At 66.3% G+C, this 23110-nt stretch carries 16 protein-coding genes; 7 read left to right on the top strand and 9 right to left on the bottom strand.

Annotated features, from left to right (window positions below):
- Nucleotides 1-232: 232 nt before the first annotated feature.
- From SB756_RS17275 to SB756_RS17250, 6 genes are all read right to left on the bottom strand, one after another.
- Nucleotides 233-1291: an ABC transporter substrate-binding protein gene (locus SB756_RS17275; RefSeq protein WP_341798265.1), complete on the bottom strand. Its 1059-nt coding sequence runs from the start codon at nucleotides 1289-1291 to the stop codon at nucleotides 233-235.
- Nucleotides 1288-2352: an ABC transporter substrate-binding protein gene (locus SB756_RS17270; RefSeq protein WP_410911219.1), complete on the bottom strand. Its 1065-nt coding sequence runs from the start codon at nucleotides 2350-2352 to the stop codon at nucleotides 1288-1290. Before SB756_RS17270 ends, SB756_RS17275 begins: the two co-directional genes overlap by 4 nt.
- 17 nt (nucleotides 2353-2369) lie before the next feature.
- On the bottom strand, nucleotides 2370-3521 hold the full coding sequence (locus tag SB756_RS17265) for an LLM class flavin-dependent oxidoreductase (protein WP_410911218.1): 1152 nt from the start codon (nucleotides 3519-3521) through the stop codon (nucleotides 2370-2372).
- 209 nt (nucleotides 3522-3730) lie between these two features.
- Complete coding sequence (locus tag SB756_RS17260; protein WP_410911217.1) at nucleotides 3731-5581, bottom strand: ABC transporter ATP-binding protein; 1851 nt, start codon at nucleotides 5579-5581, stop codon at nucleotides 3731-3733.
- Nucleotides 5574-7349 (bottom strand): ABC transporter ATP-binding protein, encoded by a 1776-nt coding sequence (locus SB756_RS17255; protein WP_341798269.1) that lies wholly within the window; start codon nucleotides 7347-7349, stop codon nucleotides 5574-5576. Before SB756_RS17255 ends, SB756_RS17260 begins: the two co-directional genes overlap by 8 nt.
- 91 nt (nucleotides 7350-7440) lie before the next feature.
- Nucleotides 7441-8673, bottom strand: a complete 1233-nt coding sequence (locus SB756_RS17250) for an acyl-CoA dehydrogenase family protein (protein WP_341798270.1) — start codon at nucleotides 8671-8673, stop codon at nucleotides 7441-7443.
- Between the two features lie 315 nt (nucleotides 8674-8988).
- Between SB756_RS17250 and SB756_RS17245 the strand changes: the two genes are divergently transcribed.
- The 7 genes from SB756_RS17245 to SB756_RS17215 all read left to right on the top strand — a co-directional run bounded on the left by SB756_RS17245 (nucleotide 8989) and on the right by SB756_RS17215 (nucleotide 17411).
- On the top strand, nucleotides 8989-10050 hold the full coding sequence (locus SB756_RS17245; RefSeq protein ID WP_341798271.1) for an ABC transporter substrate-binding protein: 1062 nt from the start codon (nucleotides 8989-8991) through the stop codon (nucleotides 10048-10050).
- 18 nt (nucleotides 10051-10068) lie between these two features.
- Complete coding sequence (locus SB756_RS17240; RefSeq protein ID WP_341798272.1) at nucleotides 10069-10800, top strand: class II aldolase/adducin family protein; 732 nt, start codon at nucleotides 10069-10071, stop codon at nucleotides 10798-10800.
- Between the two features lie 168 nt (nucleotides 10801-10968).
- Nucleotides 10969-12156, top strand: coding sequence for an LLM class flavin-dependent oxidoreductase (locus SB756_RS17235; RefSeq protein WP_410911216.1), 1188 nt, complete (start codon nucleotides 10969-10971; stop codon nucleotides 12154-12156).
- Nucleotides 12157-12166: 10 nt separating this feature from the next.
- A complete protein-coding gene (locus tag SB756_RS17230; protein ID WP_410911215.1) occupies nucleotides 12167-13741 on the top strand; it encodes an ABC transporter substrate-binding protein in 1575 nt (524 codons plus the stop codon).
- Nucleotides 13734-14810 (top strand): ABC transporter permease, encoded by a 1077-nt coding sequence (locus SB756_RS17225; protein ID WP_341798275.1) that lies wholly within the window; start codon nucleotides 13734-13736, stop codon nucleotides 14808-14810. The genes SB756_RS17230 and SB756_RS17225 overlap by 8 nt, the downstream gene beginning before the upstream one ends.
- Nucleotides 14803-15630, top strand: coding sequence for an ABC transporter permease (locus SB756_RS17220; RefSeq protein ID WP_410911214.1), 828 nt, complete (start codon nucleotides 14803-14805; stop codon nucleotides 15628-15630). The genes SB756_RS17225 and SB756_RS17220 overlap by 8 nt, the downstream gene beginning before the upstream one ends.
- Complete coding sequence (locus SB756_RS17215; RefSeq protein WP_410911213.1) at nucleotides 15627-17411, top strand: dipeptide ABC transporter ATP-binding protein; 1785 nt, start codon at nucleotides 15627-15629, stop codon at nucleotides 17409-17411. The genes SB756_RS17220 and SB756_RS17215 overlap by 4 nt, the downstream gene beginning before the upstream one ends.
- A 323-nt stretch (nucleotides 17412-17734) precedes the next feature.
- On the opposite strand, the gene SB756_RS17210 is transcribed toward SB756_RS17215, so the two are convergent.
- The 3 genes from SB756_RS17210 to SB756_RS17200 all read right to left on the bottom strand — a co-directional run bounded on the left by SB756_RS17210 (nucleotide 17735) and on the right by SB756_RS17200 (nucleotide 23108).
- Complete coding sequence (locus tag SB756_RS17210; RefSeq protein WP_016500375.1) at nucleotides 17735-18823, bottom strand: LLM class flavin-dependent oxidoreductase; 1089 nt, start codon at nucleotides 18821-18823, stop codon at nucleotides 17735-17737.
- A 27-nt stretch (nucleotides 18824-18850) separates the two neighbouring features.
- A complete protein-coding gene (locus tag SB756_RS17205) occupies nucleotides 18851-21427 on the bottom strand; it encodes a TonB-dependent receptor (RefSeq protein WP_410911212.1) in 2577 nt (858 codons plus the stop codon).
- A 127-nt stretch (nucleotides 21428-21554) separates the two neighbouring features.
- A complete protein-coding gene (locus SB756_RS17200) occupies nucleotides 21555-23108 on the bottom strand; it encodes an ABC transporter substrate-binding protein (protein WP_410911211.1) in 1554 nt (517 codons plus the stop codon).
- Between the last annotated feature and the right edge of the window lie 2 nt (nucleotides 23109-23110).

Below are 23110 nucleotides of genomic sequence, written 5' to 3'. Positions count from 1 at the left end.
AATCATTGAAATATAAGGATTTTATTAGATTTTTGAGAGGGTGTTGCAGATTGGGCAGCAGTGGGGTGCTGGGCGGGTGCTGCTGGGGCAGCAGTGGTGGGGCTGAGATTGTTGGGGCCGCTTTGCGGCCCTTTCGCGGCACAAGGCCGCTCCTACAATTGTTCAGCGTAAGCCAGGCCCTTGTAGGAGCGGCCTTGTGCCGCGAAAGGGCTGCGCAGCAGCCCCAAAAATCTCAAACCGCCAACCGCGAAGTCGACCCGATCACGCTTTCAAGCACACGAAAATCAATCCACTCCCTTACATCGAAGCGCCGCGGTATGAACCCCCACCTGAACAGGAACTCGGTAAAGTCCTGCAGCGCCTCGATCGAGCGGCTGTCCAGAGTGGTGCGCAAGCGCCGGTGCGCGTCGTCGCCATAGGCCGCTGCCACCCAGTACTCGCTGGTGTTCAGTTCGCGCGCCAAAAAGCGCCGAGTGTCTTCCGGGTTGGCCCAGGCCCATTGCTCGGTGCGCAGCACCGTGTCGACCAGCGTACGGCTGGCATCGAAGTGGTTTTCCAGCAAATGCCGGTCCACGGTCAGCGTGCGCGGGGTGCCATTGTTGCTGCGGATCAGCGGGTCGGGGTGGCTGCCGGTATCGACCACCACGCGCAGGCCGAACTCATGGGCCAGGTGCACCGCGTGCGCACCCTTCAGGAAGATGGCGTCGATATCGCCCCGCAGCAGGCCGATCAGCTCATTGTTGCGGCGGCTGAAGCGGCTGGTGTCCAGGCTCACTTCGGCACCGTACAGGTGCTGCTTGGCGTCGTCGCTGTAGGTGCCGCCGTAGGGGTAGTCGACCAGCTCCACATCGGCCACCGCCAGGCCTTCGAGCTTCAGGGCGTTTTCCAGCCCGCGCAGGGCCTGGGCACGGGTGAAGTCGATCTGGACGTTGGCCCACTTGGGTATGCCGAAACGGCGGTTCTTCAGGTCGCGAATGCTGCGTACGCCGCTTTCTTCGGTGGTGAGGATCAACTGCACCTCATCACTCCACGACAGCCCCAGCACGCGGGTCTCGACGCCGCTGGCGTAGGCCCAGATTGCCGGGATGTTACCGCCGTGGCGCACCGAGTTCTGCAGGTGATGGTCGTAGTGGGCTTCGCGCACCTCGCGTTCGCTGGACTCGCGCAGCGACTGGATATTGGTGCCAAACGGCGTGAAGGCCTCGGCCAGCCGCCCCGACTGCACGGCGATGCCGAGGCCGGTGGGCACGGGGCTGTGGGTGTACCAGAGCGTTTCCAGGGGCTTGGTCATGGGGTAACGGGTTTCCTGTCCATGTGGAGGGGGGCCAGCAGTTGGTCCAGTGGTTGGCGAGTGATCCAGTCGCGCACCTCGAAGCGCGCTGGGATGAAGCGCCAGCGCTTGAGGAACTCGACAAAGTCCTGCAAGGCATCGATGGCCTGTTCGTCCAGGCGCGTGCTCAGGCGCAGGTGGGCGTCGGTGCCGTAAGCCACTTGCACCCAGTACTCGCTGCTGTTGGTTTCCCGCGCCAGGTAGCGGCGGGTTTCGTCGGCGTGCTGGTGGGCCCAGCGTTCGGCGCGCAGCACCGAGCCGAGCAGGGTGCGCACCACTTGCGGGTGCTGCGCCAGCAGGTGGCTGTCTACCGCCAGGGTGCGTGGCGTGCCGTTGTTGCTGCGGATCAGCGGGTCGGGGTGGCTGCCGGTGTCGATCACCGTGTGCAGGGCAAAGGCGTGGGCCAGTTGCACGGCGCTGGCGCCCTTGAGGAAGATTGCATCGACCTCGCCGCGCAGCAGGCCGGCCAGCTCCAGGTTGCGGCCTTCGCTCTGGGTGCTGGACACCGGCGTGCCGGCCACGTTGCGCACCGGGCGGTCGCTGAATGTGCCGTCGTAGCGGTAGTTGACCAGGTCCACGTCGCCCACTTGCAGCCCTGCGAGCTTGAGGGCGTTTTCCAGCCCGCGCAGGGCTTGCGCGCGGGTGAAGTCGATCTGTGCGGCGGCCCAGTCGGGCAGGCCGAAGCGGCGGCCCTTGAGGTCTTTTACGGTGTAGATGCCGCTGTCTTGGCGGGTCAGTATCAACTGCGCCTCATCGGCCCACGACAGGCCGATCACCCGGGTGTCGCGGCCCTGGGCGCGGGCCCAGATGGCCGGGATGCTGCCGCCGTGGCGTACCGAATTGAGCAGGCTGTGGTCGAAGTGCGATTCGCGCACCGCCTGCTGGTCGGCTTCACGCAGGGACTGCACCTGGGTGCCGATGCCGGCCAGGTCTTCCTGCAGCCAGCCTTGCTGCACGGCGATGCCCAGGCCGGTGGGCACCGGACAACGGGTGTACCACAGGGTATCGAGGGGTTGGCTCATGTTCAGCTCCGGTCGGCTCAGGCGCTGGCCTGCAAAGGGGTGGTGGTGGCAGCCTGCTGCACCAGCGGCAACACTTCCTGGCCGATGCGCAGGGCCTCTTCCAGGTGCGGGTTGGCGGCGAGGATGAAGGTGCTGAAACCGGCATCGCGGTATTCGGCCAGGCGTTCGGCGATGTTCTGATGGCTACCCACCAGACCCACGGTGGGGCCGGGCTTGGCCTTGGCGAAGCCGGCCCACAGGTTGCGTGCCAGGATCAGTTCGTCGAAGCCCTGCAAGCCTTGGTGGTAGGCTGCCTGGCGTGCACCGCCGACAGAGTCCGAGCCGGTCACGAAGCCCTTGGCGCTGGCGCTGGCCTTGCCTTCCAGGCGCTCGAACTGCTGGCGCAGCTCGCGCCAGGCTTGCTCCTCGGTCTCGCGGGCGAACAGGTCGACACGCAGGCCGAAACGCACCGTGCGGCCCTGTTTGTCGGCCAGTTCGCGCACGCGTTCGATATGCGGCTTGAGCTTGTCGATCGGCTCGGCCCAGTTCAGGTACACATCGGCATGCCGCGCAGCCACGTCTAGCGCCGCGTCGGAAAAACCGGAAAAGTACACGCCCGGTTTGCGTTCGTGTTGCAGGCCCGGCGGCAGGCTGCCGTTTTCCAGGCGGTAGATATCGCCTTCGTAGGAGAACTTTTCCTGTGTCCATAGGCCCTGGATCACGTCGAGGAATTCGCCGGTGCGCTTGTAGCGCAGGTCATGCTCCAGGAAGTCGCCATTGGACCGTTGGCTGGCCGGGTTGCCGCCGGTGATGATGTTCCAGTCCAGCCGGCCACCGCTGAGGTTCTGCAGGATTGCCGCCTGCTGGGCGGCGTAGGCGGGCAGGGTCCAGGTGGCCTGGAAAGCGATCAGGAAGCGGATGCGCCGGGTTTCGCGGGCCAGCGCGGCGGCCGCGATCCAAGGCTCCGGGCCGGTGGGCAGCAGCGCGCCTTCGAACCCGGCCAGCTCGGCGGCCTTGGCCACCTGGGCGATGTAGTCGATGTAGGTGAAACCATCGGCCTGGCCATCGGGCAGACGGCCGGGGGCGATGTTGCCGGGGCGGTGCGCGGGGTTGCCGCGGTTGTGGCGGTCGGTGGACAGCTGTGGGCCATCGGTGCCCAAGGGCAGGCGCCAGAAGAATTCGGTGGTCATGGGGGCTCCTGAAGGGGGAGGTTGTGCGGATGGGGACGGCGGTGCAACGGCTGTGCCATGCGTGGCGCGTGGCCTGTAGGGCGGGGGTTTGAGGAGTAGACGGGGAGAGGGCTGCTGCTGTGGCAGCAGTGCGGCAGCAATGGATGCTGGGGTAGCAGCATGAACAGGCCCGGCCTCTTCGCGGGTTTACCCGCGAAGAGGCCGGCAAGTCAGACTTCGATCCCCTCGGTTACAACCTCTCCAGCACTGCGCAGGTACGCGTCGTACAGCGCCGCATAGGCGCCATTACGCCCGATCAGATCGGCATGCGCCCCTTGCTCCACCACCCGCCCATGCTTCACCACGGCAATCCGGTCGGCATCGCGAATGGTCGCCAGGCGGTGGGCGATGATGATTGCCGTGCGCCCCTGGCACAGCCTGCGCAGCGCGCGCTGGATACGTCGCTCGGTGTGCACGTCCACTGCCGAGGTGGCTTCGTCCAGCACCAGCACCGCCGGGTCGGCCAGGTAGGCCCGCACCAGGCACACCAACTGGCGCTGGCCATGGCTCAGGTGCGCGCCCAGTGGGCCGACTTCGGTTTCGTAGCGCTGCGGCAGGCGCTCCAGCACCTCGTCGGCACCCAGCTCACGGGCTGCGGCCACCAGTTGTGCATCGTCGGCAGATGGCGCGGCCAGGCGCAGGTTGTCGAGGATGCTGCCGCTGAACAGCACGTTGTCCTGCAGCACCACGCCCACGTTGCGCCGCAAGTCATGCTGGGCCAGCGCACGCAGGTCGATGCCGTCCAGCTTCACGGCGCCGTGCTGCACTTCGTAGAAGCGCGTCAGTAACTGCACCAGGGTGCTCTTGCCGTGCCCGGAAGGGCCGACGATGGCCAGCACTTCACCAGCGCGGATATGCAGGTCGAGCCCGTCGATCACTGGGCGCGAGCTGTTCGGGGTATAGGCAAAGCCGACCGCGTCGAAGTCCACTTGGCCGCGCGCCTTGGTCAGGGCGTGTGGTGCTGGCGGGTCGAGCACTTGTGGGCGGGTGTCGAGCAGCAGGAAAATGCGCTGGGCTGAAGCGCTGCCGGTGGCGTAGCGCTCGAACAGGTCCGACAGCTCTTGCAGTGGCCCAAGGAACAGGAACACGTAGAACAGGCTCTCGGCCACCTGGCCCACGCTGACCTTACCCTCGGCCAGGCCATGAGCACCCACCAGCAACAGTACGGCCATGCCGGCGGTGCTGAGCAATGCGGTAAACGGGGCGAACCAGCCGGCGCGCAGGCTGCCGCGGATCAGCGCCTGGTTGAAGTCTTCCAGCAGGCGTCGGTAACGTGCCTGGTTGGTCTGCTCTTGCCCGCACTGTTGGATCAGCCGCACCCCGCTCACACTTTCCACCAGGTGTGCGGTGAAGCGGCTGCGCTGCTCGGCCACCTTGGCCCAATTGCGCTGCGAAACCCGTTTGAAGCGCCAGGTGGCCACGACCAGCAACGGTACCGTGGCAGCCAGGCTGTAGAAGAAGCTGGGGTCGATGCGCCACAGCATTACCGCTGCCAGGCCGCAGCGCAGCAAGGCGCCGAGCAGCTCGGGCGGGCCCTGCACCAGCAAGGGCTCCAGCGCATCCACGTCCCGGTCGGCACGGGAAATGATGCGCCCGGCGCGGGTCTGGTCGAAGTAGCTCACCGACAGCGCCTGCACATGGGCGAACACTTTCACCCGTAAGGCGTTGAGCACGCCGATCGCTGCGCGCCCGGCAATGAACTGTGACACCCCGGCCAGCAGAAAGCGCCCCAGCCAGCTCGCGGCCAGCCCCAGGCCCAACCACAGTACCAGGCGCTCGTCGAGCAGCCAGTGGTCGGCGCTGGGCACCAGGCCCTTGTCCAGCAGTTCCCGCACGAACCACGGGCGCAGGAACACGGTAAATACCAGCAGCAGCTCGATGCCGATCACGGCAAGGATCTGCCCGCGAATGGTCTGCAACAGCGGCAGCAAGCGGTGGAACATGCCCCGGTCCAGCGCCTGGCGGGCCAGGCGTTGTTCGATGTCGATATCGCTGGCGGGGGTGTGCTGCGCATCAGTCATGGTCGATCCCCAGCAAGTCGCGGTAATGGGCGTTGTTCGTGCACAGCTCGGCATGGCTGCCGTTGGCAGTGATGCGGCCGTTTTCCAGCATCAGCACGCGGTCGGCCAGCAGCAGGGTGGAGAGGCGACTGGTGATCAGCAGCAAGGTCGGGCCTTGGCCGCTGGCGCTGTGCAGGCGGCGGATGTTGTGCAGCACTTGGCGTTCGCCCAGGGCATCCAGGGCGCTGGTGGCGTCGTCGAGGCAGAGGATGTCCGGTGCGCCCAGCAGCGCCCGGGCCAGGCACAGGCGCTGGCGCTGGCCGCCGGACAGGGTCACGCCGCGGTCGCCCAGCGGCGTGTCGAGGCCGTGGGGCAGGCGTTCCAGCACGTCCTCAGCGGCGGCCAGGCGCATACCTTCACGCAACTGGGCGTCGCTGGCTTGCGCTGCCGCCAGGCGCAGGTTGGCCGCCAGGCTGTCGGAGAACAGAAAGCTCTCCTGGGGCAGCACTTGCACGCGGCGGCGCAGGTCGGCCAGGTCGAGGTCACGCACGTCGTGCCAACCTGCAGTATCGCTGCCGACCTGGACGCTGCCGTGCTGTACATCGGCCAAACGTGGCAGCAGGCTGGCCAGCAGGCTTTTACCCGTGCCTGTGGCGCCGACCAGCGCCACCACCTCACCGGGCAGCAGGGTCAGCGAGCAATCTTGCAGGATAGGCCGGCCAGCTTCTGCTGCACTAACTTGCACCTGGTTCAGCTTCAGCCCCAACGGCCCTTCGGGCAGGGTGGCATGGCCGCCGACGATGGCCGGGCGTTCGTCCAGCAGCTGCCAGATGCGTTCGGCACTGGCGCGGGCATCGGCGAAAGTCTGCATCACCCGGCCAATGCCTTCGATGCGGAACACCAGCGTGGTGGCCACCAGCAGCGAAGTGACCAGCTCACCGATACCCAGCGCGCCGGCCGCCACGCGATGGGCACCGTACACCAGGATCCACACATGCCCCAGCGCCACCACCGCCTGCGGCAGCGGAATTCGCGAGCTGGCGTAGGCAAGGGCAGCGCGGGCATGGCCGGTGAACACCTCGACTTGTCGGGCGAAGCGGGCAATGCGCTGCTGTTCCAGGCCAAATGCCTTGATTACCCGCACACCCCCGATGCCTTCGGCGAGGTCCTGGCTGACCTGGTCATAGGCGGCGCCCACGGCACGGTCGAGGGTGACCAGGCGATCGGTCTGCACCACGAACAGCCATAGCCCGGCGCCGGTCAGCAGCAGTGGTACCAGCCCCAGCAGCGGGTCGTACCAACTCAACAGGCCCACCGCAACGATTACCACCAGCGGGGTTTCGATGATCTGCCGCCAGAAGGTGATCAGCGCGTCGCGCACCTTGTCGGCATCGCGGGTGGTGCGGGTGACCAGTTCGCCCATGCCGTGGTGCCAGTGATAGCCCAGATGCAAGCGCTGCACCTGGCTGAGGATGCGCTCACGCAGGCGCGTGAGCAGGGCCTGGCTTAGTACCAGCGACAGCACGGCGGCGGCGTATTGCAGCAGGCCGCGGCCCAGGGCGATGGCCAGCAGCAGCCACAACCAGTGCCAGGCCACGCTGGCGTCCAGGCTGCTGTCGGCCAGGCGCAGCACGGCGCGGCCGGCGCTGACATCATCGACCGCATGGCCGATCAGCCACTGTTGCCAGGCCAGGCCGAGGTTGCCGGCAATGTACAAGGCAGCGACCAGAGCAAAGCGCCAAGGCATTTCGCGGTAGATGGCCAATGCCCGAAGAAGCGGGTGGTTCATGTAGATGCTCGATCAGAATGCGACACCGCCCTTGTAGGAGCGGCCTTGTGCCGCGAATGGGGCGCGACGCGCCCCTCGGCCCCAAATGGATTCAACGGCGGGTAGCGCCCTGGCTCTCCTTGGCATTAAGCACCGCCGTGTACTCCCCTGGGTCTGCCCCGTTCAGGTAGTAGTTGCCCACGTTATGCAGCCGCCAGCGGATCGGGTCGTGGGTGGTGTGCACCCGGGCATTGCGCCAGAAGCGGTCGAGGTTCCACTTGCTCAGCGAAGCGCTGGCCCCCAGCAACGAGAACAAGTCACTGGAAATCTTCAGCGATGCAGCATCGGAATGCGCACGGGCGGTAGCTACCGACAAGATCAGCTCATCCTGCAACGCCTTGTTCTCCGGGTCGCGCTCGTGTTCGTCGAACACCCGCGCCGCCTCGCGCAGCACCGACTCTGCACCGCGCAGCGCCACGGCATACTCACCGATCTGGCGAATGACATGCGGCTCGTCACTGGCGCGCTCTACGCCGCTCTCCACCCAGGCCCGGGCATGCTCGCGCAGGTACTCGACAGCCGCCTGCAAGGCGCCAGCGGCGATGCCGGTGTCGATGGCGGCGTGGAGGATCTGCGGGAAGGTCAGGCCGGTGCGTTTCATCGGCCCGCTACGGCGGGTCAGGTAGCGCTCATCGAGCACGATGTTGTCGAAATTTACCGTACCGCTTACCGAGTTCTGCTGGCCGAAGGCTTGCCAGTCATCGATCAGGGTCAGCCCGGGGGTGTCGCGGTGCAGCAGCACGCCGACGCCGCCGTCTTCGCTGGCGGCGGTCAGCGAGATCCACTCGGCCAGGTAGGAGCCTGTGGAGTAGAACTTGCTGCCGTTGAGTACCCACTGGCCATCGGCGCGGCGCTCGACGCGGGTCTTGAGGGCGAACTTGTTCTTGCCGCCGACTTCGGCCAGCGCGTTGCCGAAGCGCTTGCCTGCGAGCACGTCGGCAATCAGCCGGTCGCGTACTTCATCGGGGTAGCCGGTAAAAATGCCGCGCAGCATCACGTTGTGAATTTGCAGCAACTGGCCGACACCGCCGTCGGCAGTGGAGACCAGGCGCACGGTTTCGACCACGGTCTGCACCGAGGCACCGAGGCCGCCGAACTGGGCGGGCACCGCGATGGCGGTCAGGCCGCTGCTGGACAACAGCTCGGCCTGGCGATGGGGGAGCTGACCGTTGTTGCGCGGGTCGGCGGCCAGTCCGGCGATGTGCGCGGCGACCTGTCGGGCGGTTTCGATGGCGTCGGCTTCGCTGGTCAGCCGACGGGCGGGGGAGGGTTCTATGGCACTCATGGTGGGGTCTCGGATTGTCTGAAGGGCCAGTGCGCCTGTTTCGCGGGCTTGCCCGCTCCCACAGAGGCTGCGGTCCCAACCTCCTGAGCAATATCTTTGCCACCCCTCCTCAGACCGCATCCTGCGCGGCTTCCACAGCATTTTGCTGCCTCAGCAGCAGTCATGTTGCTGATCTGGCAGCACCCCGCCCGCAATCCTGCTCCCAGCCAAGCACCGAACCACCTGGCGAAACAACCAATCCCAGGTAAATCAAGGCCTCCAGCGGTTGGCACGCACACTGCAATGGTGCTTGGACGACGCCCAAGGAGCCACCCCATGACCTTCGCAACCCCCACAGCAAAACGCCTGGCAGACGACCCATCCGCCCTCGAACGCATCTGGTTCACGCGTTGCCCGGTGCCCACCGCCTCAGGCCTGGCCTACAAGCTCGGCTGGCTTGAGCAAGAATTCGCTGCCGATGGCTTGCCAGTCTCGACCCTGCAGGAGGCCCGCCAGTTAGGCCATCACCACTACGATCACCAGTTGCCCGGGCTGTTTCGCGAGGGCGGCAACGTGCCAGCGCTGGCGGCACGTGCGGCCGGTTCGCCCAGCCGGCTGATCGGCCTGACCTGGATCGAGGAATGGCAAACCATCCTGGTCCGCCCGGACTCCGGTATCCGCAGCGCCGCCGACTTGCGCGGCAAGCGCCTGGCGCTGCCGGCCTGGGGCGACAGCCGGCCTGGCAGCATTGCCCGGGCCATGAGCCTTCATGGGTACAAAGGCGCCCTGGCCTCGGCGGGGCTGCACCTAGATGACGTGCAACTGGTGGAAGTGGCCTTGCTCGACCAGGCCAGTGCCGCCACCCCGGCGTTGGGCTTGCAGCGGCTATGGTCGGGGCTGGAATACCTGGCGCGCGGTGAAGTCGATGCCGTGTACGTGAAGGGCGCGGCAGCAGCCGACGCCGCACGCCGGCTGGGCCTGGTGGTCGGCGTCGACCTCGACCTGCTGCCCGATCCGCGCCACCGCATCAACAACGGCACCCCCCGGCCGATCACCGTGCATCAGCGCCTGCTCGACAACCATTTCGACCTGGTGGTGCGCTTCCTTGCCCAGACCTTGCGTGCCGCCGAATGGGCCGCCGGCAACCGCGACGCGCTCAACCGTATTCTCGAAGACGAAACCCGCGCGGGCAGCCAGGGCGTGGCCGAGGCCTACCGCGGTGACTTCCACACCACCTTGGCGCCGGACCTGTCCGCACAGCGCCTGGCCTTCCTCGGCACACAAAAAGACTTCCTGTACCTGCACGGTTTCCTCGAAGCCGATTTCGACATTGCCGACTGGGTCGACCCGCGGCCTCTGCAAGCTGCCCATGAACTGCTGGCCCAACGCCGCGCCTGACCTGACCGGAGATTGAACATGACCGTACTGATCAACGAACGCCCCGTCACTGCCGAACTGCAAGCCTTCATCGACCAGGTAGTGGCCGAAGCCGAAGCGGCCTTCAGCGTCTTTCGCGAAACCAACACCATCACCGCCAATGGCACGGTCGGTTTCATCGAGCGTGTGCCGGGTGAAGAGCTGCTGGTGTCGGTGAACTACGGCGGGCCGTGGAACCACCGCAAGCCGCTGCAGGCCACCGTCACCGACTTTGCCGGCAACGTCATCGTCGGCAAGGGCAAAGGCGGTTTGGGCCGTTACACCAAGCTGTTCCAGACCCACGCCGATGTCACCACCGTGTCGCACGTGCACAGCCCTTACCTGGGTGCCTGGGCGCAAACCCACCGCACCTTGCCGTTCCACTACGTGCCGGTGCAGCGCTACCAACTGGCCCGCGAGCTACCGGTGTACATCGACCGGCGCCAGGCCGAGGTGGACTTCATCCTCGACAAGATCGCCGAGAACCCGTTCAACCTGGCAATCCTGGAAGCCAACGGCGGCGCCACGGTGTGGGGCAAGCAGGGGCTGCGGGCCACGGCGGAGTTCATCCTGTTGCTGGAGGAGGGGGCGCAGATCCAGTTGCTGGCCGATGCCCTGGGCGGGTCGCGGCCTTACGGGCCGGGGGTGCTGACCCAGCAGTGGAAGATGAGCGGGTTGTACGACCGTGCGACCGAACTGGGCTTGGTGCCAGGCATCGATCGGCGCAACTGACCCCGTTTCAGCCCGCCCACGCACTCTGTAGGAGCAGCCTTGTGCTGCGAAAGGGCCAGTCCAGGCACTGCATCTGCATCGGTAGTACCGGCCTCTTCGCAGCACAAGGCTGCTCCTACAGGACCGCGTTGGCAGCCTGATCAACCACTCCAAGCAAGGACCCGCCCCATGGCAGTAAAAATCCTCTGGTACCTCACCACCCCCGACGGCCCCTACCCCTGGGAGCCCGAAGGCCGCTGGCACACCGATTTCGAACACCTCAAGCAACTGGCCATCGCCGCGGACCGCCTGGGCTACTACGGCTCGCTGCTCGGCTCCAGCCCCAACGAAAGCCTGGCCGTGTCGGCAGCGCTGATCGACGCCACCAAGCGCCTGCGCTTTCTGGTCGCCCAGCACCCAGGCGAGCTGTCGCCAGCGGTGCTGGCCAAATGGGCGCTCACCTTTGACCAGTTCTCCAACGGCCGCCTGCTGTTCAACGTGGTCAACGGCAACGACGCCGGCCTGGCTACCCTGGGCGTACATTACCCGCACGATGAACGCTACGACTTCAGCCTGGAGTACTGGCGCGCTTTTCAAAGCTTCTACGCCGGCGAAACGGCGGGTTACGACGGCCGCTACGTCAAGCTGTCACCCCGTGCACCCGCCGCTGCCCATCACCCGCTGGGCGGTTGGCACCCACCCAAGCAAAAGCCCGGCATCCCGCTATGGGGTGCCGGTACTTCCGCACCGGGCGTAGCCCATTCGGTGCAGTTGCTGGACGTGTACCTGAGCTTCGCCGACACCCCGCAAAAGCTCGGCGACAAGTTCCGCCGGGTGGCGGCCGAGGCGGCGAAGATCGGCCGTGAGCTGACCTACGGCACCCGCCTGCAAGTGATCGTGCGCGAAACCGAGGAAGAGGCCTGGGCCCATGCACAGCGCCTGTTGCAGCGCACCTCGCTGGCCACCGCGCGCGCGGCCATCGAACGCCAGTTGCCTGCCGGGCAAACCTTCGAGAGCTACGTCAGCGACGACCCGCGTATCCAGCGCAATCTCGACAGCCTCCGCGCCGGGCGCCTGCCCACAGCCCGCGAGCTGGAAATCTACCCCAACGTCTGGCTGGGCCCCAGCCTGTTCGGTTTCAACATCCTCGGCCCTGCAGCCGGCACTTACCTGGTCGGCAGCGCCGAACAGGTCGCCGAACGCATTCGTGAATACGAGGCCCAGGGCACGTCGGCATTCATCCTGTCAGGCTTCCCGCTGATCGATGAGGCGCATCGGGTGGCAGACCTGCTGTTCCCGCTACTGGACCTGGACCATGGCTTCGAGGTGCCGCGCCTGGGCGCAGTCAGCAAGCCCGGCGTGGCGCAACCGGCGTAAGGAGAGGGTGATGAGCGAGTTGTTTTCGCGCCGGGTGTTTCTCGGCAACAGCCTGGCCGTTGGCGGCGGCCTGCTGCTCGGCGGCGGGCTGCTCAGTGGCTGCGACAACGGCGCGCCGGCAGCCGCCAGTGCGGCGCTGCCGGGTACGCCGGTGCGCGGTGGGCGCTTGCGGGTGGGCATTATCGATGGCGACCAGGCCGGCAACCTTGATGCGCACAAGCCGGTGGGCGGCGGCATCATCCGTGGCTGGGCGCTTTACGCCAAGTTCTGGGAATGGAACGCCGACGTCAGCACGCGCCTGGCACTGGCCGAGTTCGCCGAGCCGAATGCCGACGCCAGCGCCTGGACCATTCGCCTCAAGCCTGGGCTGGAGTTTCACCACGGCAAAAGCATCACCGCCGACGACATGCTGTTCTCGATTCTGCGCCTGACCGACCCGCAGTTGGCCTCGCCATTCGCCGGGCTGGTCGGCGCTATCGATCGGCAGGCCCTGCGCAAACTGGACGAGCGCACTATTGAAATACGTTTCAAGCACGGGCAAAGCTTCTACCCGCTGGACGAAACGTTGATCAGCTTCGGCGGCATCGTGCCCACCGACTACCACCCGGTGACCAACCCGGTGGGCGCGGGGCCATACCGGCTGAAAAGCTTCATACCTGGCCAGCGCTCGCTCTATACCCGTTTTGAAAACTACTACAAGCCTAACCGCCCCTATGCCGATGAACTGGAAATCATCGAATTCAAGGACCAGGTGTCGCGGGCCGCAGCGCTGCGCGCCGGGCAGATCGATGTGGCCAGTGGTGTGCAAGCTGAGCACAGTGCGTTGCTCAAGGCCGACCCACGGCTGCGCCTGTACGCTTCGCCGAGCACCTCGTTCACCGGCTTTAACCTGAACCTGGCCAAGGCGCCGTTCCAGGACGTACGGGTACGCCAGGCATTTCGCCTGCTGGCCGACCGCCAGGAACTGGTGGCACGCGGGCTCAATGGCTTTGGACGGGTGGCCAATGACCTGTATTCGCCCCACGACCCCACCTACAACCACGCCATTGCCCAGCGCCCGTACGACCTGGACCAGGCCCGCTCGCTGCTGCGCCAGGCGGGGCAGGACGATTTGCGTGTGGAACTGACCACCACGCCAGGGCCTGGCGTCAACGCCGCGCTGGTGTTTGCCCAGCAGGCCCTGAAGGCCGGGGTGCAGGTGAAGGTCAATCAAGTGGACGGCTCGGTCTTCAACGGCCCGCAACGCGAGCAATGGCAGCTGTCGCCGGGCTCGACCCCGGCGCGCGGCTTTCTTGCCTCGGCGCTGCACAACGATGCACCGCAGGCCATTTACAACCGCAGCAACTTCCACGACCCGCGCTTCACCGAACTGTTCCAGCAGGCCCTGGCCCTGCCCGACCTGGCACGGCGCACGGCCTTGGTTCACGAAGCCCAGGCCATCCAGCATGAACGTGGCGGGTTGCTGATCTGGGGCTTTTCCGACGTGCTCGATGCGGCGTCGGCCAAGGTTGGCGGGCTTGCCCCGGAACAGACCACTTTCGCCTCCTGGCGCTTTGACGAACTCTGGTTGAACCCCAATGCCTGATCCTCGACACACGCCCCGCACGCCGGCCTGGCTGGCCTGGTTCATCGGCCGCCTCGGTTACGGGCTGCTGACCGCCTGGGTGATCAGCCTGGTGGTGTTCATCGCCACCCAGGCGCTGCCTTCGGACCCGGCACGGGTGATCCTCGGCCCGGATGCGCCGCTGGAAAGCATCCTCACCCTGCAACGGCAACTGGGCCTCGACCAGCCGATCCTGGTGCAGTACCTGCGCTGGCTAGGCGCAGCATTACGCGGGGACCTGGGCATTTCGCTGGACTCACAGGTCCCGGTGGCGCAGCTGCTGTTCGGCCGGTTGGGCCATACCCTGGCCCTGCTGGTCGGGGTGTTGACGCTGGTGGTGCCGGTGGCCCTGCTGCTGGGGGTGAGCCTGGCCCTGCGGCGTGACAGCCGGCTGGACCGCTGGGGCCTGTCGACGCTGATACTGCTCAAGGCCACGCCGGGCTTTCTGCTGGCCATCGGCCTGGTGCTGCTGTTCTCCATGCCGGGCATGGGCTGGCTGCCGGCGGTGTCGATCCTCGACCCACAGTTGCCGCTGTGGCGGCAGTGGCCGTCGCTGGTGCTGCCGGTGCTGGCGCTGAGCCTGACGGCCCTGCCGTACCTGACGCGTATGGTACGGGCTTCGATGATCGAGGCGCTGGAGTCCGAGTATGTGATCGCCGCGCGCCTGCGGGGTGTCCCCGAGCGGCGCATCGTCTGGCGTCACACGTTGCCCAATGCCTTGACCCCGGCGATCCAGGGCGTGGCACTGACCCTGCGCACCCTGGTCGGCGGTGCGCTGCTGGCCGAGGTGATCTTCAGCTACCCGGGTATCGGCACTGCATTGAACGCGGCGATACAGATGCGCGACCTGCCGATGGTCCAGGGCGCGGTGCTGGTCATTACCCTGGCGGTGGTGTTGATCAACCTGCTGGCCGACCTGTTGACGGTATTGCTCACTCCCAAGCTGCGCACGGCGCGCCGGGTGCGGATGATCCGCCGTATCCGGCGCGGCATTCGGCCCTGGTGGCGACGCGTGCGCAGCACCCCTGCCCAGGAGGCGACCCATGATTGAATCCCGTTGGCTGGCCGACCCACAGGTGCGCCGTGGCGCCGTGATCACCTTGCTGGTGGCGCTGCTGGCCGCTTTCGGCCCCTGGCTGGCACCCCATGCTCCCACGGCGATGATCGGGCCGGTGTACGGCCCACCGGCTGACGGGGCACCGTTGGGGCACGACTTTCTGGGCCATGACCTGCTCTCGCGGTTGCTCAGCGGCGGCCTGTCGGTGCTGTGGATGTCGGTGGCAGCAGCCACCCTCGCATTGCTGGTTGGCGGCAGCCTGGGCCTGTTGGCCGGGTTCTCGCGCAGGCGCCTGGACCAGGCGATCAGCTGGGCGGCGGACGTATCGCTGGCGTTTCCGGACCTGATCCTGGTGCTGCTGATCGTGTCCATGCTCGGCCGTGCACCTTGGCTGATCGTGTTGACCGTGGCCATCGCCTTTACCCCGGGGGTGGTCCGTCTGGCCCGTGGCAGTGCCGTGGCGGTGGCCGGGCAGGAGTACGTCGAGGCGGCGCAGATGATGGGTTACCCGCGTTGGCGCATCCTCTTTCATGAAATCCTGCCGAACATCCTCACGCCCCTGCTGGTGCACTTCGGCAACATGCTGACCTGGGCGGTGGGCATGCTATCCGGCTTGAGTTTTCTGGGCTACGGGGTAGCACCGCCAGCGGCCGACTGGGGCCTGATGATCAACGAAAACCAGGCCGGCCTGCTGGTGCAGCCCTGGGCCGTACTGGCACCTGCATTGCTGATCGGGGTGTTTGCCTATGGCACCAACATCCTGGCCGAAGGGATTGGCCGGGCGAGGGCCCGGATCGGGGAGAAGCAGCCATGAGCGCGCTGTTGGATGTGGCCAGTGAAGTGTTGCAAGTCAGCGACCTGCGGGTAGAGCTGGCCGGGCAGGTCGATGTGCTGGCCGAGGTGTCGTTCAGCGTTGCGGCAGGCGAAATTGTTGGCCTGGTGGGTGAGTCCGGCTCGGGCAAGACCACCCTGGCCACGGCGTTGCTGCGCCATGCCCGGCAGGGCGCGCGCATCGTTGGCGGGCGAGTGGTGGTGGCCGGGCAGTCGTTGCTCGAGCTTGAAGGCGAGGCCTTGCGCCTGGCCCGTGGCGGGCTGGTCGGCTACGTAGCCCAGGACCCGGCCACGGCGCTGAACCCGGCGTTGCGCCTGGGAGCCTTGTTGGGTGAAACCCTGTTGGCGCACCAGCCTGCGCTGTCGCGTGAGGCTGTGCGCCAGCGCATCGGCGAAACCCTGCTGGATGTGGGCCTGCCTGATGACGATAGCTTCCTCCGGCGGTTTGCGCATCAACTGTCTGGCGGGCAGCAACAGCGGGTGATGCTGGCGCTGGCGTTTGTCTTGCGGCCCCGGCTGATCATCCTCGACGAGCCCACCACCGCACTGGACGTTTCCACCCAGGCCCATGTGCTGCAGACCCTCAAGCGCCTGTGCCGTGACCAAGGTGTGGCGGCGCTGTACGTTACCCATGACCTGGCGGTGGTGCGTGACCTGGTCGACCGGGTGATGGTGATGTACGCCGGGCGCCTGGTGGAAGTGGCCGGGCGCGAAGGGTTGTTCCGCGCACCGCTGCATCCCTACACCCGCGCGTTGCTCGCGGCCATTCCCGACATCGGCCGGCGCCAGCCGTTACAGGCGATTGCCGGGCATGCGCCGGCACCAGGGCAGCGCCCGGACGGCTGTGCATTTGCGCCGCGCTGCGGCAGGCGTCGTGCAGAGTGTTCAGTGATCGAGCCGTCTTTGCTGACGCATGACGGCGGGCATCGGGTGGCCTGCCTGGTGCCGCACCGAGAGCCGCTGCCCATGGATGAGGTGGCTGTCGAGGCTGCTGCTGCGCCGAGCGAAGCGGTGTTACTGGAGGTCCGTGGGCTGGATGTAGCTTACGATCGCCAGGTGTTGTTCGATGTGTCTTTGCGGGTGGGCCAGGGTGAGTGCCTGGCGCTGGTGGGCGAGTCGGGTTCGGGCAAGACCAGCCTGGCCAGGGCCATTGCCGGGCTGGGCGAAAACGTTCAGGGGCAAATGAGCTACGCCGGCGAGCCTTTGGCGTTTGCCGCGCGCGAACGCGATGCCCGGCTGCGTCACCAGATCCAGTACGTGTTCCAGAACCCCTATCGGGCGTTGAACCCAAGGCAGACCATCGGGCAAACGCTCAGCGCGCCGTTGGCGCACTTTTTCGGGGTACGCGGCGGTGAAGCGCGCGAGCGGGTCGAGGCCGTGCTGGAGCGGGTGTCGCTACCGGCGCGTGTGGCCGACTTGTATCCGCATAGCTTGTCCGGTGGCGAGCGCCAGCGCGTGGCGATTGCCCGGGCGTTGATCTGCGAGCCGAAGCTGCTGGTGTGTGACGAGATTACTTCCGCGCTGGATGTGTCGGTGCAGGCATCGATACTGGCCTTGCTGCAGCGCCTGCAGGGGGAGGGGCTGACCTTGTTGTTCGTCACCCATGACCTTGGGGTGGTGCGGGCGATTGCCGACCGCGTGCTGGTGTTGCGCCAGGGGCGGGTGGTAGAGCAGGGTATTGCCGATCAGGTTCTGGGGCGACCGGTTGATGCTTATACCCGCACGCTGGTGGAGCATTCGCCGAGGTTGCGGGTTGGCCTCTAGGTGCTTGCCTTGGGGTATGCAGTGCCTGTGAGACCGAGCGCCGCCCGCGCGGCGCTTCGCAGCACAAGGCTGCTCCTACATTTGTTTCGGGCCAATTTCTCCTGTGAAGGTGGCGCGCGGCCCCTTTGCGTCCACCTCGATATGGTGCCGGACGAACAAGGCGGCCGCGCGCGTTGGGGCAGGCGTCACTGGCCCGAAACAGATGTAGGAGCAGCCTTGTGCTGCGAAGCGCCGCGCGGGCGGCGCTCGATCTCACAGGCGCCAAACAACCCAAGGCATGCACCCGGCAACCCAGATGCACCCCAAAGCCATACCCCCCACCTTCACCCCACAAACCGGGCCTGGCGCCGCCGAACTTCCTCGCGCACCGCTGGAATCACCCAGCGCCCGTAATCCACCGTGTCATACAGCGGGTCATAGCCCCGGTTGAGAAACGTGGTCACCCCAAGGTCGACATAATCGAGCAGCGCCTGGGCCACGGTCTCCGGCGTGCCCACCAGCGCGGTGGTATCGCCATAGGCGCCCACCGCAGTCGCCGTCGGCATCCACAACGCCCGGTCATGCCGGTCGGCGCGGGCGGCAGCGGCCAACAGGCGTTCGGAGCCGGTGCCCTTGATGCGCTTCTGCCAAGGGCTGTCCGCTGCAAACTGTGGGTTGGCCTTGATCTGCGCGAGGATCTGTTCGGCACGCTGCCAGGCCTGCTCCTCGGTGGCACCCAGGATCAGCCGTACCGACAGGCTGACCCTCGGCGCCGCTACGCCTGCGGCGTTGGCGGCAGCCTTGAGTTTGCCGATCTGTTCGGCGACGCCGCTCAGCGGCTCACCCCACAGGGCATACAGATCCGCATGCTTGACGGCGATCTGGTAGGCGATGTCGGACGAGCCTCCGAAGGAAATCGGGATATGCGGCTGCTGCAGCGGCTTCACCGGTGAAAAGGCGCCCTTGATATTGAAGTAGCGGCCCTCGAAGTCGAACGGCTCCTCGGCCGTCCAGGTGCGACGGACAATCTCCAGGTATTCGTCGGCACGCCGGTAGCGCTCGGTCTTGTCCAGCAGCGTGTCCCCCTCTTGCGGCTCGGCGGTGATACCGGTGATCGCATGCAGGCGGATGCGCCCGCCGCCGGTGGTGTGGTCGAGGGTGGCGAATGCCCGTGCGGCCACCGTGGGCGCGGTCAGGGCCGGGCGGTGGGCAATCATGAAACCCAGGCGTTCGGTGTGCGCGGCAGCATAGGCGGCTATCTGCAGGCTGTCGGCGCTACCAGGGCCGCTGGCGATCAGCACCCGGTCGAACCCGGCATGCTCATGGGCGCGGGCGTGGTGACGGATGAACGGCAGGTCGAAGTCCGGTGTGCGTACGCCACGGGTCTCGGACCACTGGCGGGGGAAGATCATGCCGACAAATTCAATGGACATGGCTGAGACCTTTCAGGTTGAGAGTGATCAGAACTGGTAATCGACCTGGGCCAGCAGCGTGCGGCCCGGCATCGGTTGCAGGAAGGTGTTGGTGGAGCCAGCCAGGCCGCTGACGAAATTCAGCTCGTCGGTAACGTTGAGCATGCGCACCGTCACGCCCCACTGCGGCTTGCGGTAGTACACGGCAAGGTCGAGGTTGTATTCGTCTGGCACTTTCACCGTCTTGCTCAGGTTCAGGTACCAACTGCTGGTCCACCAGCCGGAAAGCTCGACGCCAAACCCTGAGTCGAAGCGGTAGTCGACATACCCGCCGGCGTTGTATTCGGGGATCTGCACCGCATCGAACTTGCCGGACGGGCGCTGGTTGAGGCTGTTGTTGTCGCCGAATACGGTGCCGTTGTCGGGGATAAAGCCGGCCGAGGCGAACCCGGCCTGGCTGGTGAACTCGTTGTAGGCGCTGATGCGGCTGAGGTTGAGGCCGCCGCGCAGGTGCTGGTCCTGGTAGCGCAGGGTCGCTTCCCAGCCTTTGACGATCAGCCGGGCGATGTTGTTGTTGCTGTCCGGCGACTGGTCGCGGGCCTGCTTGTAGGCAGCCAGGGTGAAAAACAGCTGGTCGGGCACAGCCTCCACCTTCAACCCGACCTCATGCAACACGCTCAGGCTCTCGAAGGCGAGCGGGTTGAGCTGGTTGGCCCCCGTGCCGCTGCCCCAGCCCAGGCCGTTGGTGAAGAAACCGGTATTCACCGCCAGCGAGCGGTCGAACGTGTAATACAGCGTGCTGTTTTCAGTAGGTTTGAAATAGGGGCTGACCTGCACCGAGAACAGCCGGTAGTTGTCCGAGTCCTTGCGCGGGTTGCCGCCGGGCAGCACGAAGGGGTTTTCGATGCGCGCGTCGATCCAGCTGCGGCTGGCACCCACGTTCAGGCCCACGCGCTCGCCCAGGCGCAGGTTGTGCTGGCTGAACAGGGTTTTGGTGGTCCAGGTGCTGTCGGCGGTGTAGGGCGCCACCGATTCGGCATACAGGCCATGCCCTGCCGGGTACATGGCGGGCAGGTTGAGCCAGCCGTAGTAGCTGGAAAGCTGCGGCATACCGGGTTGGCCGATCCAGGCAGCGTTGCCACCGGCGGGGTTGCGGCTGCTCAGGCCGAGCAGGTCGCCGGGGTTCTTCAAGGTAGGGTCGAGGGTCAGGTCATAGGCGTTGATGGTGCTGCCGAAGCTGTTGTTGGCGGCGATCGACTCGTTGCGCTCGCGGCGATAGATCAGCCCGGTGTTGCTGTCGTCGATCAGGGTCAGGTCGCCCAGCTGAAATTGGCCACGGCCGCGGAACTCGAAGCGGTTGTCGAAAATGTCGTCCTTGCCCTGCACCTGGAACGCCCCGACGGCATCGGTGGTGTCGGTGGAGTGCTGGTAGAAGGTGCTGTTGGCCACGGTGATCGACGGGGTCAGGTCGCCTTCGACGCGCAGTTGCGTGGTAAAGCGCCGCGAACGGTTTTCGTCCTGCGCGCGCTGGCCGGTTTGTGACGATAACGAGGTCAGGCCGTTGCCCGCCAGCGACGGGTCATAGACCCAGCCACGCAGGCTGCCGGGGTTGGCCTGGGTGTTGGGCGACGCGCCCTGGAAGCTGCCGTTGACCACCGGGTACTGGCCCTGGGCATTGCGCTGGCGCTGCACCCAGCCGAGCACCTGGGCGTCGGCTGCACCGGACGACAGCACCGGTGACCACAAGGTGTTGCCGTTCTGGATGATTGGGGTGGCGCGGCCGGCGTAGTACTTGCCGTGGTCTACCAGGTCCTGGGTGGCGCGGTTCCAGCCGTGGGTGATGTTGTAGTCGTAGTAGTCATCGTAGGCGGCGTTCCAGTCGACCCGAAGGTTGTCGTTGCGCCAGGCGAGGGCACCGTAGAAGGCGTCGAAGTTGTTCTCGACGTTGTCGTAGAAGTCTTCCTGGCGCTGGCGGGTGATGCTCACCCGGTAAGCCAGGTTGTCCGTCAGCGGGCCGGTGTTGTCGATGCTGAATTTGGTGGCATCGCGTGATTCACCATCGGGGATCCAGCTGCCGATTTCGCCGCTGAGCTTGGTGCGGAAACGGTTGAAATCGGGCTTCTTGCTCAGGTAGTTGACGTAGCCGCCACTGCCGCTGACCGAGCCGTAGGTCACCGACGAAGGCCCGGCGACGATGTCGGCGCCTTCGTAGGCGTTGAAGTTGGCCGGGTGGCGCACCCCGTAGGCGCGCTGGCCATCCTGGAACACCTCGGTATTCTGCCCGCGCATCTGCGGGGCGATGCCGGCGTTCTGGCCACCGCCGCGGGTGATGCCGGGGGCGTACTTGACCAGGTCGTCGGAGCTGCGGATCGGGTCGTTGGCCAGTTGCCCGGCGTTGATCTGGGTGACCGAGCGCGGGGTGTCCAGCACCTTGGCTTCCAGGCCGCCGTAGATCGAGGCTGGCGGGCGGCTGGGCAGGGCGTCGTCATCGGGCTGTTCGGCCTGCACGGTGACGGTTTGCAGCTGGGTGTCTTCGGCGTGGGCCAGCGGCGCGCTGGCGGCCAGAATGGCCAGCGCCAGTGCGCTGGGCTGGAATTTGGGGGGCAGCAAGGTAACGCGTGGCATTGGCTGGGCCTCGTTCAATAGCAGGAATGTGGGAGAAACGAGGGCGCAGCCGCGCCTGCGGTTGGTTTGTTTTGTGTGTTGTTTGTCCCGGCCCTATCGCCGGGACAGGCGGTAGAGGGCCTGCAGGTCAACTTCTGAGCCACAGGCTCTCGAACCGCCATGTACTGAACAGCGACTGCTCCGCCTGTGCACCACCCACACGTGTGCTGACACTGTCGAGCAGGTCGGCAAAGCCCCAGATCAGCATGCCGCCGCGCTCGTACTGAATGCGTTGCGCGCGGTGCACCAGCGCCTTGCGTTGTTCCAGGTCCGGCTGGGCCATGGCAGCGAGGAAGGCCTCACTGAATTCGGGGTCGTGGAAGTGGGTCTTGTTGGCTACTGCGAACGGCGCGTCGGTGTGGATGGCACTGGCCAGGTACGGGGCACCGATGCTGCCGCCGGTGCTCAAGGTCCAGTCGTCGCGCTGCGGGCCCTGGAAGGTGGCCAGGTCGACCTGGCGCACGTTGACGGTTACGCCGATACGTCGGGCCTGCTCGGCCAATACCAGGGCCGACGCCAGCCCCGGCCCTGGTGTGGTCACCAGGTCCACCTGCAACTGTTCATGGCCGGCTTCGCGCAGCAACTGCGCTGCCCGCAGCGGGTCGTAGGGGCGCGGGCCGATGCTGTGGTCGAAGGTGGGGTCGAACGGTGCATACAGGTCGTTGGCTACCCGGCCCTGGCCATTCAGCGCACGGCGCACCAGTTCTTCGCGGTCGGCCAGCAGGCGGAATGCCTCCCGCACGCGCGGGTCGTCGAACGGCGCCTTGGCGGTGTTCATGTCGAACGACAGCCAGTTGCCGCTCACCGACTTCAGCAGGCGCAGCCGTGGGTCGGCCTGCAGCACCTGCAGGTGCTCTGTGGACATGACGTTGGCCATGTCGATCTGCCCGGCACGCAACGCCGCCAGGCGGCCGGTCTGGTCTTTGAAATCGATGACCTCCAGTTCATCGGCATAGGGCTTGCCAGGTTTGTAGTAGTTGTCGAAGCGGGTGAACAGTGAGCGCTGGCCCGGGGTGAAGCTTTTCAGCTTGTACGGCCCGGCACCGACCGGGTTGGTGACCGGGTGGTAATCCACCGGCACGATGCCGCCGAAGTTGACCCAGGTTTCCGGCAGCGGCAGGTAGCTGCGCCCTTCGCGAAAGCCCAGGCGCACGGTGCGGTCGTCCAGCTTGACCAGGTTGTCGCGGTCCACCCAGTGCAGCAGCGCCGCATAGGGCGAGGCCAGCTGCGGGTCGGTGAGGCGGCGGATGGAGAAGATCAAGTCATCGGCGTCGATGGTCTTGCCGTGGTGGAATTCCAGCCCAGGTTTCAGCCGCAAGGTCCAGCTGCTGGCGTCGGCATTGGGCTCGGCGAACTCGGCCAGGGCCAGGCGCGGCTGCATCTGCTCGTCCCATTCCCACAGTTTGCTGTACAGGGCAAAGCCCCGCACGATGCCGCTGCCAATGGGCTTGTGGGCGTCGAGGTTGCCGCTCTGGTTGCCGTCGATGATGCCCAGGCGCAGGCGCCCGCCATGGCGGGGCTGGTCGGCAGCAGCATGGGTCGGGCTGTCGGCCTGGCCGCAGCCAGCCAGCAGCCCGCCCGCCAGCACGCCGGCGTGGCCGAGGAAGCCGCGCCGGCTCAGTGGGTAACCGTCCTTGGCCATGG

The organism is Pseudomonas sp. SIMBA_068 (assembly GCF_046534705.1).
In the GTDB taxonomy this organism is placed as follows: Bacteria; Pseudomonadota; Gammaproteobacteria; order Pseudomonadales; family Pseudomonadaceae; genus Aquipseudomonas; species Aquipseudomonas putida.
This window is presented reverse-complemented; position numbering and strand designations above follow the sequence as displayed.